13 protein-coding genes are annotated in these 15,303 nt (G+C 59.4%); 10 read left to right on the top strand and 3 right to left on the bottom strand.

The window, feature by feature from the left end; genetic code table 11:
• Positions 1–8 precede the first annotated feature (8 nt).
• The 7 genes from KJY40_RS20035 (at position 9) to KJY40_RS20005 (ending at position 8,457) form a co-directional block, all read left to right on the top strand.
• A complete protein-coding gene (locus KJY40_RS20035; protein ID WP_011335196.1) occupies positions 9–446 on the top strand; it encodes a hypothetical protein in 438 nt (145 codons plus the stop codon).
• A gap of 540 nt (positions 447–986) precedes the next feature.
• Positions 987–3,134 carry a fatty acid oxidation complex subunit alpha FadB gene (gene fadB, locus KJY40_RS20030; RefSeq protein ID WP_007953061.1) on the top strand — a complete coding sequence of 716 codons (2,148 nt, stop codon included), beginning with the start codon at positions 987–989 and terminating at the stop codon, positions 3,132–3,134.
• A 29-nt stretch (positions 3,135–3,163) separates the two neighbouring features.
• Positions 3,164–4,339 (top strand): acetyl-CoA C-acyltransferase FadA, encoded by a 1,176-nt coding sequence (gene fadA, locus KJY40_RS20025; protein ID WP_007953060.1) that lies wholly within the window; start codon positions 3,164–3,166, stop codon positions 4,337–4,339.
• Positions 4,340–4,439: 100 nt separating this feature from the next.
• Entirely contained in the window at positions 4,440–4,676 is a 237-nt protein-coding gene (locus KJY40_RS20020; RefSeq protein WP_007953059.1) for a DUF1653 domain-containing protein, read from the top strand.
• A gap of 114 nt (positions 4,677–4,790) precedes the next feature.
• Positions 4,791–7,421 carry a type I DNA topoisomerase gene (topA, locus tag KJY40_RS20015; RefSeq protein WP_192561810.1) on the top strand — a complete coding sequence of 877 codons (2,631 nt, stop codon included), beginning with the start codon at positions 4,791–4,793 and terminating at the stop codon, positions 7,419–7,421.
• Positions 7,422–7,592: 171 nt separating this feature from the next.
• Entirely contained in the window at positions 7,593–8,117 is a 525-nt protein-coding gene (locus KJY40_RS20010; protein ID WP_230732169.1) for a DUF6586 family protein, read from the top strand.
• A gap of 106 nt (positions 8,118–8,223) precedes the next feature.
• Entirely contained in the window at positions 8,224–8,457 is a 234-nt protein-coding gene (locus tag KJY40_RS20005) for a hypothetical protein (RefSeq protein ID WP_007953047.1), read from the top strand.
• A gap of 86 nt (positions 8,458–8,543) precedes the next feature.
• Here the strand turns inward: KJY40_RS20005 and sulA are convergent, their stop codons facing one another.
• Both sulA and lexA read right to left on the bottom strand, forming a co-directional pair.
• Entirely contained in the window at positions 8,544–9,017 is a 474-nt protein-coding gene (gene sulA, locus KJY40_RS20000) for an SOS-induced cell division inhibitor SulA (protein WP_230732166.1), read from the bottom strand.
• 10 nt (positions 9,018–9,027) lie between these two features.
• Positions 9,028–9,636, bottom strand: coding sequence for a transcriptional repressor LexA (lexA, locus tag KJY40_RS19995; RefSeq protein ID WP_007953044.1), 609 nt, complete (start codon positions 9,634–9,636; stop codon positions 9,028–9,030).
• A gap of 230 nt (positions 9,637–9,866) precedes the next feature.
• Between lexA and KJY40_RS19990 the strand changes: the two genes are divergently transcribed.
• The 3 genes from KJY40_RS19990 (at position 9,867) to KJY40_RS19980 (ending at position 12,493) form a co-directional block, all read left to right on the top strand.
• Positions 9,867–10,574 (top strand): TetR/AcrR family transcriptional regulator, encoded by a 708-nt coding sequence (locus tag KJY40_RS19990; protein ID WP_230732163.1) that lies wholly within the window; start codon positions 9,867–9,869, stop codon positions 10,572–10,574.
• 158 nt (positions 10,575–10,732) lie between these two features.
• Positions 10,733–11,743 (top strand): beta-N-acetylhexosaminidase, encoded by a 1,011-nt coding sequence (gene nagZ / locus KJY40_RS19985; RefSeq protein ID WP_230732160.1) that lies wholly within the window; start codon positions 10,733–10,735, stop codon positions 11,741–11,743.
• Between the two features lie 12 nt (positions 11,744–11,755).
• The gene (locus KJY40_RS19980) at positions 11,756–12,493 is read left to right on the top strand and encodes an S-methyl-5'-thioinosine phosphorylase (protein WP_230732157.1); all 738 of its coding nucleotides are present in this window, start codon (positions 11,756–11,758) and stop codon (positions 12,491–12,493) included.
• Positions 12,494–12,607: 114 nt separating this feature from the next.
• On the opposite strand, the gene KJY40_RS19975 is transcribed toward KJY40_RS19980, so the two are convergent.
• Entirely contained in the window at positions 12,608–15,298 is a 2,691-nt protein-coding gene (locus KJY40_RS19975) for a DEAD/DEAH box helicase (protein WP_230732142.1), read from the bottom strand.
• Positions 15,299–15,303: the final 5 nt, after the last annotated feature.

Genomic DNA, 15,303 nt, shown 5'->3' with positions numbered 1-15,303 from the left:
GTAGAGATATGACGGTCTGGCTGGTGGTGTCAATCCTGCTGGTGGTGTTGAGTCCGCTGGCGTGGTTGCGTCCGTCACGGGCACAGAGTGGCCGGATAGCCTTGCGCACGGAGGCCCGGCGTATTGGGCTGGCCATGCAGCTGGCGCCCCAGGAGTGGCCGCACTGGCTGAGCCAGGAGCCGCCAAACCCGTGCGCGCAATACCATCGGCCACGCCGTGGCAAGCAGCCGGCGTGCTGGACGTATTGGCAGAAATCCCCGGGGGTTTGGGTGAATCAGTGGCAGGAAGTCTGTGAGGATCCACTGCTGCTGAATCATTTTGAAAAATTGCCGGGCAACGTTTTCAAGGTCGAGGCCGACAAGCAGATGATCGCCCTCTATTGGGGCGAGAAGGGGGACGCGTCGGTTTTGCTGGAGATTGATGCCACGCTGAAAGCGCTGGCATGACTTGCGGACTTTTCGCGCTGCAACGGTGCGAAACGTCCGGCAGACGCGCAATAAAAAGCCCGACATGATTCATCGGGCGGGGTTGGCCAGGCAGGCCGGAAATTCTTTTTGGCGGTGAACCGGAGTCATCCGGTCAGCAAATCTGCGCCTGTTTTCCTTCGTAGTCCAGCCAGCGTAGCCTGTTAAACAAGGCTTGCGGTGAATTAGGGCGACTTTTCTAACTATTAATCCTATGAATGACCTCACATGCAAGCGTGTGTGGCCGGGCTGCGTCTTACAGAAATGACCGCAAAGTCGCATTTCAACCCGTATTTAGGGCGATTGACAATTGTCGGAAATTCCGTGAAGGTGGCGTACCCAAATCAAACGGGCGTATGAATTGAGCGTTTGTATTGCAGACTGCTCCTACAGAATCCCGACTATCGCGTTGGCGGGTGTGCCGGGTGGATGGGTGTCAGCATCGACGAAAAAACGTCCTGCCGAGCCATTTGCCTGCGTCCGACGTGTACTGTTCAGCTTCCATATCGTGGAGATCAGTTGATGATTTACGAAGGTAAAGCCATCACGGTTAAAGCTCTTGAAAGTGGCATCGTCGAATTGAAATTCGACCTCAAGGGTGAGTCCGTCAACAAGTTCAACCGTCTTACCCTGAACGAACTGCGTCAGGCCGTAGACACCATCAAGGCAGATGCTTCGATCAAGGGCGTGATCGTCAGCAGTGGCAAGGACGTGTTCATCGTCGGCGCCGACATCACCGAATTTGTCGACAACTTCAAGCTGCCGGATGCCGAGCTGGTTGCTGGCAATCTCGAAGCCAACAAGATCTTCAGCGATTTCGAAGACCTCAACGTTCCGACCGTCGCCGCGATCAATGGCATCGCCCTGGGTGGCGGTCTGGAAATGTGCCTGGCAGCGGACTACCGCGTCATGTCGACCAAGGCCAAGATCGGTCTGCCGGAAGTCAAACTGGGCATCTACCCGGGCTTCGGCGGTACTGTGCGTCTGCCGCGCCTGATCGGTGCCGACAACGCCATCGAGTGGATTGCCGCCGGCAAGGAAAACCGTCCTGAAGACGCGCTGAAAGTCGGCGCTGTCGATGCCGTGGTTGCCCCTGAAAAACTGCAGGATGCCGCCCTTGAGCTGATCAAGCGCGCCGTCTCCGGCGAGTTCGACTACAAGGCCAAGCGCCAGCCCAAGCTGGAAAAGCTCAAGCTGAACGCCATTGAACAAATGATGGCTTTCGAAACCGCCAAAGGTTTCGTGGCTGGCCAGGCTGGCCCGAACTACCCGGCCCCGGTCGAAGCGATCAAGACCATCCAGAAAGCCGCGAACTTCGGTCGTGACAAGGCGCTGGAAGTCGAAGCCGCAGGTTTCGTGAAACTGGCCAAGACCTCTGCCGCGCAGAGCTTGATCGGTCTGTTCCTGAACGATCAGGAGCTGAAGAAAAAGGCCAAGGCCTACGACGAAATCGCCAAGGACGTGAAGCAGGCTGCCGTACTGGGCGCCGGCATCATGGGTGGCGGTATCGCCTATCAGTCGGCCTCCAAAGGTACGCCGATCCTGATGAAGGACATCAACGAGCACGGCATCGAGCAAGGTCTTGCTGAAGCCGCCAAGCTGCTGGTCGGTCGCGTTGATAAAGGCCGCATGACCGCCGCGAAAATGGCTGAAGTGCTCAACGGCATTCGTCCGACTCTGTCCTACGGTGATTTCGGTCACGTCGACCTGGTCGTTGAAGCCGTGGTCGAGAACCCGAAAGTCAAGCAAGCCGTTCTGGCGGAAGTCGAAGATAAGGTCAAAGAGGACACCATCCTCGCGTCCAATACTTCGACCATTTCCATCAGCCTGCTGGCCAAGGCCCTCAAGCGTCCGGAAAACTTCGTCGGCATGCACTTCTTCAACCCGGTGCACATGATGCCGCTGGTGGAAGTGATCCGTGGCGAGAAGTCCAGTGAGTTGGCCATCGCCACCACCGTTGCCTACGCCAAGAAAATGGGCAAGAACCCGATCGTCGTCAACGACTGCCCGGGCTTCCTGGTCAACCGCGTACTGTTTCCGTACTTCGGCGGTTTCGCCAAGCTGGTCAGCGCCGGTGTGGACTTCGTCCGTATCGACAAGATCATGGAAAAATTCGGCTGGCCGATGGGCCCGGCATACCTGATGGACGTGGTCGGCATCGACACCGGCCACCACGGTCGTGACGTGATGGCTGAAGGCTTCCCGGATCGCATGAAGGACGACCGTCGTTCGGCCATCGACGTGCTTTACGAAGCCAAGCGTCTGGGTCAGAAGAACGGCAAGGGCTTCTATGCCTACGAGGCCGACAAGAAAGGCAAGCAGAAGAAAGTCGCCGACCCGTCGGTACTGGAAGTGCTCAAGCCGATCGTCTACGAGCAGCGCGAAGTCACTGACGAAGACATCATCAACTGGATGATGATCCCGCTGTGCCTTGAAACCGTGCGTTGCCTGGAAGACGGCATCGTCGAAACCGCCGCCGAAGCCGACATGGGTCTGGTCTACGGTATTGGTTTCCCTCCATTCCGTGGCGGTGCGCTGCGCTACATCGACTCGATCGGTGTTGCCGAGTTCGTTGCCCTGGCCGACCAGTACGCTGATTTGGGCGCGCTGTACCACCCGACCGCGAAGCTGCGTGAAATGGCCAAGAACGGCCAGAGCTTCTTCGGTTAAGCGCCCCCAACTAGAGTGAGAGTGAACTTATGAGCTTGAATCCTAGAGACGTCGTGATTGTCGACTTCGGTCGTACTCCGATGGGCCGCTCCAAGGGCGGCATGCACCGCAATACCCGCGCCGAAGACATGTCGGCGCACCTGATCAGCAAACTGCTGGAACGCAACACCAAGGTCGATCCTGCCGAAGTCGAGGACGTGATCTGGGGCTGTGTGAACCAGACCCTGGAACAAGGCTGGAACATCGCGCGCATGGCGTCGCTGATGACCCAGATCCCACACACCTCGGCCGGCCAGACCGTCAGCCGTCTGTGCGGCTCGTCGATGAGCGCGCTGCACACTGCTGCGCAAGCGATCATGACCGGTAACGGTGACGTGTTCGTGGTTGGCGGCGTCGAGCATATGGGTCACGTGAGCATGATGCACGGTGTCGATCCGAACCCGCACATGTCCCTGTACGCGGCGAAAGCCTCGGGCATGATGGGCCTGACCGCTGAAATGCTGGGCAAAATGCACGGCATCACTCGCGAACAGCAGGACGCCTTTGGCGTGCGTTCCCACCAGCTCGCTCATAAAGCGACTGTGGAAGGCAAGTTCAAGGACGAAATCATCCCGATGCAGGGTTACGACGAGAACGGTTTCCTGAAAACCTTCGACTACGACGAAACCATTCGTCCGGAAACCACCCTGGAAAGTCTGGCGGCTCTGAAGCCGGCGTTCAATCCAAAGGGCGGCACCGTGACGGCCGGTACTTCGTCGCAGATCACCGACGGTGCTTCGTGCATGATCGTGATGTCGGCGCAGCGTGCACAGGACCTGGGCATCCAGCCTCTGGCGGTGATTCGCTCGATGGCGGTAGCGGGTGTGGACCCGGCCATCATGGGCTATGGTCCGGTACCGGCTACTCAGAAAGCACTGAAACGTGCCGGCCTGGGTATCAACGATATCGACTTCTTCGAGCTCAACGAAGCGTTCGCCGCACAGGCCCTGCCAGTGCTGAAAGACCTGAAAGTGCTCGACAAGATGAATGAGAAGGTTAACCTGCACGGCGGCGCGATCGCCCTGGGTCACCCGTTCGGTTGCTCCGGTGCCCGTATTTCCGGCACCTTGCTGAACGTGATGAAGCAGAATGGCGGCACCTTCGGGGTGGCCACCATGTGCATTGGCCTCGGCCAAGGCATCTCCACCGTCTTCGAACGCGTTTAAGCGTCTCGTCGATGGAAGCCGGGGCCAAGTGCCCCGGTTTTTGTTTTTGCGGATTAATTTTTGTTTTTTTTTTTGAAAAAATTTGAGTGAGGGCCGAAGCATGCCGATACAACCTGGGCTCTACCAACATTACAAAGGTCCGCAGTACCGCGTCTTCAGTGTTGCGCGGCATTCCGAGACCGAAGAAGAAGTGGTCTTTTACCAAGCCCTGTATGGCGATTACGGCTTTTGGGTACGTCCCTTGAGCATGTTCCTGGAGTCCGTCGAGGTTGACGGGGAGCAGGTCCCACGCTTTGCTTTGGTGCAAGCCGAACCGAGCCTTTTTTCGAAGCCGTAAGGCGAGTGCGCGCAAAACCCTGCGCTTGACCTCACCTTGTAGCCACTATATATAGCGGTGCCGCGTCAGGCGCCAACCGCCTTTCACTTCTAGAATTCAGGAATTTTCTGATCCATGGGCAAATCGCTGGTCATTGTGGAATCCCCGGCTAAGGCCAAGACCATCAACAAGTATCTGGGCAACCAATACGTGGTGAAGTCGAGTATCGGCCATATCCGAGACCTGCCCACCAGCGGTTCGGCTAGCGCCAGCAAGGAGCCTGCCGCCAAGCGCGGCAAGGCTGCTGCGGGCGAAGCGCCAGCGCTGTCGCCGAAAGAGAAGGCGCGCAAGCAGCTGGTCTCGCGCATGGGTGTCGATCCCGATCATGGCTGGAAAGCCAAGTACGAGATCCTCCCGGGGAAGGAAAAGGTCATCGAAGAGCTGCGCCGGCTCGCCAAAGATGCTGACACCATCTATCTCGCAACCGACTTGGATCGCGAGGGGGAAGCCATTGCCTGGCACCTGCGCGAAGCCATCGGTGGTGACGACAGCCGTTACAAGCGCGTGGTGTTCAACGAAATCACCAAAAAGGCGATTCAGGAAGCCTTCTCGGAGCCGGGCGAACTCGACATCGATCGAGTGAATGCGCAGCAGGCCCGTCGTTTCCTCGATCGTGTCGTCGGCTACATGGTTTCGCCGCTGTTGTGGGCCAAGATCGCCCGTGGCCTGTCCGCCGGTCGTGTGCAATCGGTTGCCGTGAAACTGGTGGTCGAGCGTGAGCGTGAGATTCGTGCGTTCAACCCGGAAGAGTACTGGGAAGTGCACGCCGACCTCGGCACCGCCAAGGGTTCGACCGTGCGTTTCGAAGTGGCTCGCGAGAAAGGCGAAGCCTTCAAGCCGCTGAATGAAGCGCAGGCGACGGCCGCGCTGGAGAAGCTCAAATCCTCCAGCTACAGCATCGTCAAGCGTGAAGACAAACCGACCAGCAGCAAGCCGTCGGCACCGTTCATCACCTCCACACTGCAACAGGCCGCGAGCAACCGTCTGGGCTTCGGTGTGAAGAAAACCATGATGATGGCCCAGCGTCTGTACGAAGCCGGCTACATCACTTATATGCGTACCGACTCGACCAACCTCTCGGCTGATGCCGTGGCGATGGCGCGCGATTACATCGAAACCGAGTTCGGCAAGAAATACCTGCCGGAGTCGCCGAACGTCTACAGCAGCAAGGAAGGCGCACAAGAGGCTCACGAAGCGATTCGTCCTTCCGACGCCAACACCACGCCCGCCAAGCTGGCCGGCATGGAGCGCGACGCTGAGCGACTCTACGAGCTGATCTGGCGCCAGTTCCTGGCTTGCCAGATGCTGCCGGCGCAATACCTGTCGACTACCGTCAGCGTCGCTGCCGGCGACTTCGAGCTGCGCGCCAAGGGCCGCATCCTGAAGTTCGACGGTTACACCCGCGTGCTGCCGCAAATCACCAAGCCTGGCGACGATGACGTTCTGCCGGACATGGCGCAGGGCGACGTGATGAAGCTGATCAAGCTCGATCCGTCCCAGCACTTCACCAAGCCGCCGGCCCGTTATTCGGAAGCCAGCCTGGTGAAGGAAATGGAAAAACGCGGCATCGGCCGTCCTTCGACTTACGCTGCGATCATCTCGACCATTCAGGATCGCGGTTATGTGACCCTGCACAACCGTCGCTTCTATTCGGAAAAGATGGGCGACATCGTCACCGAGCGTCTGTCGGAAAGCTTCTCGAATCTCATGGACTACGGCTTCACCGCCGGCATGGAAGAGAATCTCGATGACGTGGCTCAGGGCGAGCGCGACTGGAAAAACGTGCTGGACGAGTTCTACGGCGACTTCAAGAAAAAACTCGAAGTGGCTGAAAACCCGGAAGCCGGCATGCGCGCCAACCAGCCGGTAATGACCGACATTCCATGCACCACCTGCGGCCGTCCGATGCAGATTCGTACTGCGTCGACCGGCGTGTTCCTCGGTTGCTCGGGCTACAGCCTGCCGCCGAAAGAGCGCTGCAAGGCCACCGTCAACCTGGTGCCGGGCGATGAAATCGCTGCGGACGACGAGGGCGAGTCGGAATCCCTGGTACTGCGCGGCAAGCATCGCTGCCCGATCTGCAGCACGGCGATGGACGCCTACCTGCTCGACGAGAAGCGCAAGCTGCACATCTGCGGTAACAACCCGGATTGCGCCGGCTACGAAATCGAAGAAGGCAGCTACCGCATCAAGGGCTATGAAGGTCCGAGCCTGGAATGCGACAAATGCGGCAGCGAGATGCAGCTCAAGACCGGCCGTTTCGGCAAGTTCTTCGGTTGCACCAACCCGACGTGCAAGAACACCCGCAAGCTGCTGAAGAGCGGTGATGCGGCGCCGCCGAAGATGGATCCGGTGAAGATGCCTGAGCTGAAATGCGAAAAGGTCAACGACACCTACATCCTGCGTGACGGTGCGTCCGGTTTGTTCCTGGCCGCCAGTCAGTTCCCGAAAAACCGCGAGACCCGTGCTCCGCTGGTGATCGAGATTCTGCCGCACAAGGATGAGATCGATCCGAAGTATCACTTCCTGTGCGAAGCGCCGCAGAAGGATCCGGATGGCCTGCCAGCCGTGATCCGCTATAGCCGCAAGACCAAGGAGCAATACGTTCAGACCGAAGTCGACGGCAAGCCGACTGGCTGGAAAGCGTTCTTTGACGGTGGCAAATGGACGGTCGAAGACAAGCGTCCGGCAAAAGCCAAGGCTTGAGCAAGCGCTGATCTAAAGGTGCCCTGACTGGGCATCTTCAACACAAAAGGCCGCATGACAACCTTCGGGTTTTCATGCGGCCTTTTTGTTTAATGCTTGCGGTCGGATCGGCTGATCCATGACACTGTCCGGCCTGTGTGAAGCAATTATTTCGTTGTGGAGAGTGCCGACATGGCCCACGAGCTCTATACCCGTACCAATCAGAAGATCTATTTCGCGGGTTTGTCGCTGGAAGCGCTGGCCAGGGCTGAAGAGGGGCGGGCGATGAACTCGCTGGCGCTGATTCAGGCCGGGCGCGAATCCGCACTGTTTCATCTCTACGGTGCGTTGTTGGGGCTGTGTCATGAAATCGCCGGCTTCTATCGTCTGCCGCAAGCCAATGCGTCACGGGCGGAAACCCTGCTGACCCGCGAAGTGCTGGAGTCGATTGCCATTCCTGAGCTGGCGGAGATGATTGAGCTGGCGGGCAATCCGGAAACCTGGCTGTCTAAATTGCTGACCGCGCACTCGGCGCTGTTTCAGCCACCACGGCTGCCACACAAGCCGAAGGGCGATGTGACGCAGCCGTTGATTCAGGCGGTGAATCTGGATGAAGAAGAGGCGGTTGAAGAGCTGAGCCGCGAAGAGCTCGAGAGCTGGCGGCAGAACCTCAAGGGGCTGGCGATCCGTTTCCGTGAAGGCTTGAACGAGTGCTGAGGAGCTGTGGACTGGCGACGACGAGAGGCGTGCTGCTGGTCAAGATCCCGAGCGAAGCCTGAATGATGTCTATATAATCCCTGCCTTTCGTGGAGAACAGACCTATATGCCAACGTCCTTTCTAGAAATTGTCGAGCTACCAGACGGCCGAATCGAACTGCGCAGGGCCGAGGACGAGGGTTCTCTGGTGACTCTGGATTTCTCCGAGGATGCCAAGGCGTTTCTGCAGGGCCAGCACGTTGAAATTGCCAAAGCGATGTTGAGCGTCGGCGTGCAAATGGCGGGGCGTATGGTTGAAGGCGAATTCGATAAGGATGAGGGGCCGCGGGTTCTTCATTGATCCGCTGTCTGTCAGTTACTGCTCCAGATCGGCTTCTCTATCCCTGGAGAAGCCCTGCGCTTTACATGGCGCGCATTGTTGCTGAATCACCCCAAACGAATGTTCAGACTTTGAGCGTCCCCGGTACGGGCGGCGCTGATCAGCTGTTGCCGTGATCCTGCGCTCAGTGGATTCAGCCACGTGACGACCGTGTGGCTGCGGCCCAGGCGTAATGCTTCGCAGGCCAGTTGCTGAGCGCTTTGAGCGCCGCGCGGTTGTAACAGCAGGATGCGTTCGCGATTCAATCCTGCGTCCCTCAGCCAGGTCTGGGTCAGGCTGGCGGGCGGTGCAATCAGGGTCAGCCAGCGTGCGTCTTGATCCTCACTCAATTCGCGAAGAATAGGTGCCAGCAGGTTCAGGCAGTTCCCGGCTGCGCCACGCAGTGACAGCTCACTGAACGCTTCGGGTTCGGTATTCCACGGACGCTCGACGACATCCTTGAGGATGGGGGCGAGCGGTTGCGCCAGAAATGCTTCGAACAACGGCAGTTGTGTTTGCTGAGGTGTTTGTGGGAACTGCATAAAGCCTCCTTTAGCGGCGGATGACGCCGACACTCAAGCCTTCGATGACCAGTTCCTGGTCTTTCAGGTTGACTTCGATAGGGGCGAACTCGGGGTTTTCGGCAATCAGCCAGACTTTGCTGCCGTCACGCTTGAAGCGTTTGACGGTGACTTCGTCGCCGATCCGCGCAACCACGATCTGGCCGTTGCGTGCCTCGCGGGTGGTGTGAACCGCCAGCAGATCGCCGTCGAAAATACCGATGTCCTTCATGCTCATGCCGTGGACGCGCAACAGGTAGTCGGCGCGCGGATGAAAGAAGGCCGGGTTGATGTTGCAGGACTCTTCGATGTGCTGTTGAGCGAGAATCGGCGCGCCGGCAGCCACGCGACCGATGATCGGCAGGGTGGACTCGTCGACCTTGGCTTCGAAGCCAGGGATTCGAATGCCGCGAGAGGCACCGGGAGTCATCTCGATCGCGCCTTTGCGGGCGAGCGCCTTGAGATGCTCTTCGGCCGCGTTGGGCGATTTGAAACCCAGTTCCTGAGCGATTTCCGCACGGGTCGGCGGGTAGCCGTTGTCTTCGAGGCAGCGTTTGATAAAGGCCAGAATCTCGGCTTGGCGTGGCGTCAGCTTAAGCATATTGATCGCTCTGTCTTTTTATACAGTGACTGGGATTATATACAGTGAAGCGGTCTTGGCAATGATCGTTTTTTGCCATGCCGCCGGACGGTCAGTGACGACGCTGATTAATGTGGCGTCCTTGTTGTGGTTAAATAACTGACCGACCATTCCCAAAACGAACTGGCAGGCTTGACAAGGCATAGGCTGAAACGTATGTTTCAAACAAGTGTTTGTCAGGCGGAGTAGCCATGGCCCAGTCGGAAACCGTTGAACGCATTCTTGATGCTGCAGAACAGCTGTTCGCGGAAAAAGGTTTCGCTGAAACCTCATTGCGTCTGATCACCAGCAAGGCAGGGGTCAACCTCGCTGCGGTGAACTATCACTTCGGCTCGAAGAAGGCGCTGATCCAGGCGGTTTTTTCGCGCTTCCTCGGTCCTTTCTGCATCAGCCTCGACAAGGAGCTGGAGCGCCGCCAGGCCAAGCCAGAGAACAAGCCTTCACTCGAAGAGCTGCTGGAAATCCTCGTCGAGCAAGCGCTGGTGGTTCAGCCGCGCAGCGGCAACGATCTGTCGATCTTCATGCGTTTGCTCGGTCTGGCATTCAGTCAGAGCCAGGGCCACTTGCGGCGTTACCTGGAAGACATGTACGGCAAGGTTTTCCGTCGCTACATGTTGCTGGTAAACGAAGCCGCGCCGCGCATTCCTCCGATCGAACTGTTCTGGCGCGTGCACTTCATGCTTGGCGCTGCGGCATTCAGCATGTCGGGTATCAAGGCCTTGCGCGCGATCGCCGAGACCGATTTCGGCGTCAACACCTCCATTGAGCAGGTGATGCGTCTGATGGTGCCGTTCCTGGCAGCCGGCATGCGTGCCGAAACTGGTGTCACCGACGTGGCCATGGCTACCGCGCAGTTGCGACCACGCAGCAAATCCGCGCCGGCACCTGCCAAGGTTTAACCGTCCATGGGTGGGCGCGGCAGCTGACATCCGCTAAGCTAGCCGCCCATGTCGACTCTCGTTCTGAACCCGTTTCTCATTGAAATCACCGACCCGCCGGGCAATGCCCCAGGTGGTGATTTCGTGGGCGACGGGTTTTTCGTTTTCAAGGAATCTCTATGACTGCTGGCCTGCAAGGCTCGTTGATGGTGGACGTCGCCGGTACCTGGCTGACGGCCGAAGATCGCCAATTGTTGCGCCAGCCCGAAGTGGGCGGCCTGATCATTTTTGCCCGTAACATCGAGCACCCGCGTCAGGTGCGCGAGCTGAGCGCGGCGATCCGTGCCATTCGCCCGGATCTGTTGCTGGCGGTGGACCAGGAAGGCGGTCGCGTCCAGCGCCTGCGTCAGGGCTTTGTGCGTCTGCCGGCCATGCGGGCGATTGCTGATAACCCGAATGCCGAGTATCTGGCAGAGCAGTGTGGCTGGATCATGGCTACAGAAGTGCTGGCGGTCGGACTCGACCTGAGCTTCGCGCCGGTGCTGGATCTGGATTACCAGCGCAGCGCCGTCGTCGGCACTCGCTCGTTTGAAGGTGATCCGGAGCGCGCCGCATTGCTCGCAGGTGCGTTCATCAAAGGCATGAACAGCGCCGGCATGGCCGCCACCGGCAAGCATTTCCCTGGCCACGGCTGGGCGGAAGCCGATTCTCACGTCGCAATCCCCAACGACGAACGCAGCCTCGAAGAGATCCGCGCCAACGACCTCGTGCCGTTCGCCAGACTCAGCAAGCAACTGGCCGCCGTCATGCCGGCCCACGTTATTTACCCTCAAATCGACGCACAGCCCGCCGGTTTCTCCCGGCGCTGGCTGCAGGACATCCTGCGCGGCGAGCTGCAATTCGACGGCGTGATCTTCAGCGATGACCTGTCGATGGCCGGCGCCCATGTGGTTGGCGACGCCGCCAGCCGTATCGAAGCGGCTCTCAGCGCCGGTTGCGACATGGGCCTGGTCTGCAACGACCGCGCGGCCGCCGAGCTGGCCTTGAGCGCGGCGCAACGCATGAAGGTCAAGCCGTCGCCGCGCATCGCGCGCATGCGCGGTCAGGCATTCGCCAATACCGAATACCGTCAGGATCCGCGCTGGCTGACCGCTGTCGGCGCGCTCAAAGACGCTCAACTGATCGATTAAGGATTTTTCGCTATGACGGTTTACGCAATCATCGGCGGCACCGGCCTGACCCAGCTGGAAGGCCTGAGCATTCGTCAGTCGCTGGCGGTGGATACGCCTTATGGCGCGCCATCGGCCGAAGTTCAGATTGGTGAATACGCCGGCAAGGAAGTGCTGTTCCTCGCTCGCCACGGTCACCCGCATCGCTTCCCGCCGCACAAGGTCAACTATCGCGCCAACCTGTGGGCGTTGAAGCAGGCCGGGGCCGAAGCGATCATCGCGGTCAACGCTGTGGGTGGGATTCATCCTGCAATGGGCACCGGACATTTCTGCGTGCCGCATCAGATCGTGGACTACACCAGCGGTCGCGAGCACACCTTTTTCGCCGATGACCTGGAACATGTCACACACATCGACTTCAGTTTTCCTTACAGCGAACCGCTGCGTCAGCAACTGATTGCTGCGTTGGCTGCCGAAGGTTGCGAATACAGCGATCAAGGCGTTTATGCCTGCACACAGGGCCCGCGGTTGGAAACCGTGGCTGAAATCGTGCGTCTGGAGCGTGACGGTTGCGACATCGTTGGCATGACCGGTATGCCGGAAGCGGCTCTGGCCCGCGAGCTGGATCTGGATTACGCCTGTCTGTCGCTGGTGGTAAACCCGGCGGCGGGCAAGACCACTGACGTGATCACCATGGCCGAGATCGAGCAGGCGTTGCACGATGGCATGGGCAAGGTGAAGTCGACCCTGGCGCGCGTACTCAAGGGCTGAGTCTGGCTCGAAACCGAGTCGAGCCTTTCGCGGGCAAGCCCGCTCCCACAGAGGTCACGCTAAACCTGTGGGAGCGGGCTTGCCCGCGAATCGATCTGATCGCCGACGAAGATCTCAGCGCTTTTCAAACTTGTCCGGCAACGGCGCAAACAGCGCCTCGATATCATCACTCTGCAACTTCCAGTCCCCGGCCTTGCGCCCGTCCAGCACGCCGGCTGCCAGGTCGGATTTTTCCCGCTGCAAGTGCTGAATTTTCTCTTCGACCGTGCCCCGGGCAATCATCTTGTAGACGAACACCGGCTTCTCCTGACCAATGCGATACGCACGGTCGGTTGCCTGATTCTCCGTCGCCGGGTTCCACCACGGATCGTAGTGAATCACCGTGTCCGCTTCCGTCAGGTTCAGACCCACACCGCCAGCCTTCAGGCTGATGAGAAAGATCTGACGCTTGCCGCTCTGGAATTCCTTCACCGGTGTACGCCGATCACGAGTCTGTCCCGTCAACAGCGCATACGCGACATTGCGTTTTTTCAGCTCGTCCTCGATCAGTGACAGCATCGAAGTGAACTGCGAGAACAGCAGAATCCGCCGGCCTTCCTCAAACAACTCCTCGAGCATTTCCATCAGGCTGTCGAGCTTGCCCGATGTGCTGCCGCGAGCGGGCAGGGTGGCGTCGTTGACCAGGCGCAAGTCGCAGCAGACCTGCCGCAGCTTGAGCAACGCCTCGAGAATGATGATCTGGCTGCGTGCCACACCTTTGCGGGTGATCTCGTCGCGAACCTTCTTGTCCATGGCCAGGCGCATGGTTTCGTACACGTCGCGCTGGGCCTCGTTGAGTTCGACCCAGTGAATGATCTCGGTTTTTGGCGGCAGCTCGGTCGCAACCTGTTCCTTGGTGCGGCGCAGCAGGAACGGTTTGATCCGACCGTTGAGGTGCTGAAGTCTGACTTCGCTGGCGCGCTTTTCGATCGGCACGCGGTAATCGGCGTTGAAGCTTTTGACGTCGCCGAGCCAGCCGGGCAACAGGAAGTGAAACAGCGACCACAGTTCGCCCAAGTGGTTTTCCAGCGGCGTTCCGCTCAGGCACAGGCGCTGACGAGCATTGAGTTCACGGGCAGCCTGGGCGGCTTTGCTATTCGGGTTCTTGATGTACTGCGCCTCATCCAGCACCAGTACATGCAGCGGCTGCTGGGCCAGACGTTCGACATCCTTGGGCAGCAGTGCATAAGTGGTGAGGATCAGGTCGTAATCGGCCAGATGCTCGAAATGCTTTTTACGGCTGGCACCGTACAGGGCCACCACCTTGAGCTGTGGCGTGAAGTGCGCCGCTTCGTCCAGCCAGTTGGGGATCAGGCTTGTGGGCATTACCACCATGCAGGGCCGATCCAGGCGCCCGGCGTTCTTCTCGCTGAGAATATGCGCCAGGGTCTGTAGGGTTTTGCCCAGGCCCATGTCGTCCGCGAGAATCCCGCCGACCTCAAGTTGCCGCAGCGACTGCATCCAGCTCAAGCCTTCGAGCTGATAAGGACGCAGCGTTGCATTCAGCCCCTTCGGTGCTTTGGCGCTGTAATCACGGATGTCGCGCAAGCGCTGGGCGAAGCTGCGAATCTGCTCGCCACCCTCCCAGAGCAGGGGAATGCCTTCCAGCGAATTCAGGCGTGTGGCGTCGGCCTTGCTCAGTCGCAGGGTGGTTTCGCCCGGCTCCTGCAAATAAAACTCGCCAAGGGTCGCCAGCACCGGTTTCAGCCGGCCGAGGGGCAGGGCGACTTGCAGCGGTCCGTGCTCGCTGTTGCGTTGCGGGATGTTCACCAGAATCAGTTCATCGTCGCGACGGCGGGCGAGACGTTCCGGGTTGAGGATTTCCGTGTGCGAGCGCATCAGATTGAGCAGGATCGGCAGCAGGCTCAGGCGCTCACCGTTGACGATGATCCCCAGCTCCAGATCGAACCAGTCGCGTTCCGGCGCCTGCTCGACGGTGGCGTACCAGTCGTCGACGGCGGTCAGGTCGAAACCGAATTCATCGTCGACCAGCAGCTCCCAGCCCTGGGTGCGCAGCTTCGGCAGATCGTTGAGGGTGAAGGTCAGCCAGGCGCTGTCGTTGACCATCTCGTAGAGTTCGCCGGCGCTTTCCGGTAGAGCCTTGCTCTGGCGGGTGGCGATGCGGAACCCGAGAATTCGCAGTTGCTCGCGGTAGCTCTGTTCGACGTCCGGATGGCGTTTGACCCGTAGGGTCTGGGCTTCCTGGCGAATCAGGATGTCACTGTTCTTTTGCCCGCTGACGTATTCGTCGAGGTAGCTGAAGGACAGCGCCGCACGATGCTGGATGTAACGCTGCATCTTGCCGTTGCGCGGCTCGAACGCGCTGAACTCGACACTCGCCAGCCACAGACGCGGCACCGGTTGCACGTTGTCCACCAGCACTTGCGGTGGCGCCTTCGGGCTGCGGTTTTCCAGCACGGCCTGGAGTTTTTCCAGCAGTTCGGCGTCTTTGGCAGCGGCGGGGTATTCGAGGGTTTCCTGCACTTGCAGCAATACCGCCGCACAGTGTTTGCAGTTGCTGTGAACCGGGCAGGTGCAGGTGGCGTCGACCATCAGCAGCGTGCCTTTGGCTGACTCGCGCAGGTGAATCGTCTGACGGTAGACGTTACCGCCAGAGCCTTCGCAGCTGGCGGTAATGGTCGCGTCGCCGACCTGCACGAATCGCACCCGGTTTTCCAGCGCGTAGCGGCGGCCACGCTCCAGACTTTGTTCCTTGAATCGGCTGACCCAGGAGGAGGCCAGCGGTTTACTCAGTGGCGGGGGCATAAGGA

The sequence above is a fragment of the Pseudomonas fitomaticsae genome, from assembly GCF_021018765.1.
GTDB classification, from domain to species: domain Bacteria; phylum Pseudomonadota; class Gammaproteobacteria; order Pseudomonadales; family Pseudomonadaceae; genus Aquipseudomonas; species Aquipseudomonas fitomaticsae.
The sequence above is the reverse complement of the archived record's forward strand: the minus strand, read 5'-3'. Positions and strand labels throughout refer to the sequence as shown.

Bases quoted from the DNA above. Each gene is read 5' to 3' on its own strand.
- KJY40_RS20035 (WP_011335196.1), top strand. From the start codon at position 9: ATGACGGTCTGGCTGGTGGTGTCAATCCTGCTGGTGGTGTTGAGTCCG.
- fadB (WP_007953061.1), top strand. From the start codon at position 987: ATGATTTACGAAGGTAAAGCCATCACGGTTAAAGCTCTTGAAAGTGGC.
- fadA (WP_007953060.1), top strand. From the start codon at position 3,164: ATGAGCTTGAATCCTAGAGACGTCGTGATTGTCGACTTCGGTCGTACT.
- KJY40_RS20020 (WP_007953059.1), top strand. From the start codon at position 4,440: ATGCCGATACAACCTGGGCTCTACCAACATTACAAAGGTCCGCAGTAC.
- topA (WP_192561810.1), top strand. From the start codon at position 4,791: ATGGGCAAATCGCTGGTCATTGTGGAATCCCCGGCTAAGGCCAAGACC.
- KJY40_RS20010 (WP_230732169.1), top strand. From the start codon at position 7,593: ATGGCCCACGAGCTCTATACCCGTACCAATCAGAAGATCTATTTCGCG.
- KJY40_RS20005 (WP_007953047.1), top strand. From the start codon at position 8,224: ATGCCAACGTCCTTTCTAGAAATTGTCGAGCTACCAGACGGCCGAATC.
- sulA (WP_230732166.1), bottom strand. From the start codon at position 9,017: ATGCAGTTCCCACAAACACCTCAGCAAACACAACTGCCGTTGTTCGAA.
- lexA (WP_007953044.1), bottom strand. From the start codon at position 9,636: ATGCTTAAGCTGACGCCACGCCAAGCCGAGATTCTGGCCTTTATCAAA.
- KJY40_RS19990 (WP_230732163.1), top strand. From the start codon at position 9,867: ATGGCCCAGTCGGAAACCGTTGAACGCATTCTTGATGCTGCAGAACAG.
- nagZ (WP_230732160.1), top strand. From the start codon at position 10,733: ATGACTGCTGGCCTGCAAGGCTCGTTGATGGTGGACGTCGCCGGTACC.
- KJY40_RS19980 (WP_230732157.1), top strand. From the start codon at position 11,756: ATGACGGTTTACGCAATCATCGGCGGCACCGGCCTGACCCAGCTGGAA.
- KJY40_RS19975 (WP_230732142.1), bottom strand. From the start codon at position 15,298: ATGCCCCCGCCACTGAGTAAACCGCTGGCCTCCTCCTGGGTCAGCCGA.